1 protein-coding gene and 2 pseudogenes are annotated in these 2173 nt (G+C 49.5%); 2 read left to right on the top strand and 1 reads right to left on the bottom strand.

All coding sequences use genetic code 11. The features are described from left to right. Positions 1-965: cysteine--tRNA ligase (gene cysS, locus BG74_RS07480; RefSeq protein ID WP_244267424.1), on the bottom strand; the 965-nt coding region annotated here is incomplete at its 3' end. Positions 966-1234: 269 nt separating this feature from the next. On the opposite strand from cysS, the pseudogene BG74_RS07475 reads away from it, so the two are divergent. Together BG74_RS07475 and BG74_RS17820 are read left to right on the top strand one after the other, a co-directional pair. Next, positions 1235-1740, top strand: a pseudogene (locus BG74_RS07475) (peptidylprolyl isomerase). A 13-nt stretch (positions 1741-1753) separates the two neighbouring features. After that, positions 1754-2173: pseudogene (locus BG74_RS17820) on the top strand (UDP-2,3-diacylglucosamine diphosphatase); the annotation flags it as partial.

Here is a 2173-nt window from a genome sequence, read left to right as displayed (position 1 = left end):
GCGGTATACAGACGCTCAAGCGCGGCCCTCGCCTGTTTGAGATTTTCTCCGCTATAATTAAGTTGGCTGCGGTAATGGCCGGACATCAGAAAATAGCGTACCGTTTCGGCGTCGTAATAGCGCAGGACGTCACGCACGGTGAAAAAGTTACCCAAGGATTTGGACATTTTCTCTCGATCGACCATCACCATCCCGGCGTGCATCCACACATTGACATAAGGACCTTCGTGAGCGCAGGTGGACTGCGCGATTTCATTTTCATGGTGCGGGAAAATCAGGTCCGAACCACCGCCGTGGATGTCGAAATGATGGCCAAGCTCCCGGCTGTTCATAGCCGAACACTCAATGTGCCAGCCAGGACGGCCGTCGCCCCATGGAGATGGCCAACTCGGCTCGCCGGGCTTCGACATTTTCCACAGCACAAAATCCATGGGGTTGCGTTTTACTCCAGTGACCTCGACACGAGTGCCGGCCTGAAGCCGCGCCAGATCCTGACGGGACAATAAGCCATAGTCTCTGTCGCTGTCCACGGTGAACATCACATCACCGTTCGTGGCCACATAGGCATGTTCTCTGGCTAGAAGCTTCCCCACCAATTCAATAATCGCGTCCATATAGTGCGTAGTGCGCGGTTCATGGTTGGGACGCAAGATATTCAGCTTGTCGAAATCATAGTGCATCTCCCGGATCATTCTATCAGTAAGATTATGAAAAGTATCGCTTTTTTCAGAAGCACGGCGGATAATTTTGTCTTCAATATCGGTGATATTGCGGACATAATTGACCTCAAAGCCGCGATAGCGTAGATAGCGTGTAACAATGTCAAAGGCGACGAAAGTGCGCCCATGGCCGATATGGCATAGGTCATACACGGTGATGCCGCACACATACATACCGACTTTACCGGCATGGATAGGTTTAAATTCCTCTTTTTGGCGTGTCAGAGTGTTAAAAATCTTTAGCATAGAAAATCATTCCATGTGTCTGCGGATTACGCGTGCAGAGAGACCAGCGGTAAAGGTCAATAAACATAATGGGCATTGAACCCTGAAGCCGAAGCTATTGCAAGGGTATGTCCCGAAATTCCCCACTCTTAACGCGACGCTGTCATCTATCGCCCGGAGGGAAACGGGGACGATGCTGACTCTAATGCCAGAATTATGCTATAAAACTTCTCTGCCCGTACACTTTGTATGAATGCAATTCATCAAACTTTCAGGACATTAAGTAAAATATGGTCACTTTACATACTAATAACGGCGATATCGTTGCCAAATCTCTTGCGGAAAAAGCGCCGTTAGCCGTTGAGAATTTTCTCAATTATTACCACAGTGGGTTTTATAAAAATACCATTTTCCATCGCATGATTAATGGTTTCATGATCCAGGGCAGCGGCTTTTTTATCCCCGGCATGGAACAAAATTCCACCCAGGCGCCGATGAAAAACGAAACCAATAATAGTCTGAAAAAATCGCGGTACACTGGCGATAGCCATCACCAACGATCCACATTCCGCTACTGCGCAATTTTTTATCAACGTGGTGGATGTGGATAATGACTTCCTGAATTTCCCGCTCTGAGCGTCCCGACGGCTGGGGATATTGTGTCCTCGCCGAAGTGACAGATGGCCTGGACGTGGTGGATAAAATCAAAGGCCATCTCTACTGGCCACAGCGGGGGATGCACCAGGACGTACTAAAAAATGACGTCATCATTACACATGCAACGGTCTCGGAATAATAACCCTAGCCGCATGTCAACACTGTTCGTTGCGGATATTCATCTTTGTGCACAAAAGCCGGCGATTACCGCCAGTTTTCTGCATTTTTTGCGCACCCGTGCCGTAGCCGCGCAAGCGTTGTATATTCTTGGCGACCTGTTTGAGATGTGGATAGGCGATGACGATCCCAATCCGCTGCATCACGAGATAGCTGTCGCGCTACAGGATCTGGATCAACGCGGTATTCCCTGCTATTTCATTCATGGTAATCGTGACTTCTTACTCGGGCAGCGCTACGCCAGCGCCTGTGGTATGACGTTACTGCCCGCGCAGCAGGTTATGCAGTTTGACAGGCTTCGGGTCGTGATATTGCATGGTGACACGCTGTGTACCGACGATTGCGATTATCAGCGTTTCCGCCGATGGGTGCATCAACGCTGGCTACAGAGACTG

Source organism: Sodalis-like endosymbiont of Proechinophthirus fluctus (assembly GCF_001602625.1).
GTDB lineage: Bacteria > Pseudomonadota > Gammaproteobacteria > Enterobacterales > Enterobacteriaceae.
This window is presented reverse-complemented; position numbering and strand designations above follow the sequence as displayed.